We start from the raw sequence: 773 nt of genomic DNA on the forward strand, positions 1-773 counted from the left end.
GTCCCGGGCAAGGTGGTGTGGTTGTTCAGTGGGCAGGGTGGTCAGCGGGTGGGTATGGGTGCGGGGTTGTATGAGCGTTTCCCGGTGTTTGCGTCGGTGTTTGATGAGGTGTGTGGGTTGCTTGATCCGTGTCTGGGGTGTTCGTTGCGGGAGGTGGTGTTCGGGGGTCCGGTGGAGGTGCTGGATCATACGACGTTTGCGCAGGCGGGTTTGTTTGCCGTGGAGGTGGCTTTGGCTCGTTTGCTGGAGTCGGTGGGGGTGCGGGCGGATGTGGTGGTGGGTCATTCGGTGGGTGAGGTGGCGGCTGCGTGTGTGGCGGGGGTGTTCGGTCTTGCTGATGCCTGTCGTCTGGTGGCCGCGCGTGCCGTGTTGATGGGTGGTCTGCCGGAGGGCGGGGCGATGGTGGCTGTTGAGGCCACGGAGGAGGAGGTTGCCGGGTGCCTGGCCGGTTACGGGGGCGAGGTGGCGGTTGCTGCGCTCAATGCTCCTGGCAGTACGGTGGTTTCGGGTCGTGCGGATCTGGTGGCGGAGGTCGGTGCGGTGTGGGCGGGGCGTGGCCGCAGGACGAAGGAGCTGGCGGTCAGTCATGCGTTTCATTCGCCGTTGATGGAGCCGATGCTGGAGGAGTTCGCGGCGGCCATCGCGGACGTGACCTTCCACGCCCCCGCCATCCCGTTGGTCAGCAGTGTGACCGGGCTGCCCGCGGACGACGACATCGCCACCCCTGGTTACTGGGTCCGTCAGATCCGCCAGCCCGTCCGCTTCCACCCTGC

The 773-nt window shown here is 66.5% G+C and carries 1 protein-coding gene; it reads left to right on the forward strand.

The features are described 5' to 3' along the window. Positions 1 to 21: 21 nt before the first annotated feature. On the forward strand, positions 22 to 773 hold a 752-nt coding region (locus ABCR83_RS32715; RefSeq protein WP_462698901.1), incomplete at its 3' end, for an acyltransferase domain-containing protein.

Source organism: Streptomyces xingningensis (genome assembly GCF_054957865.1).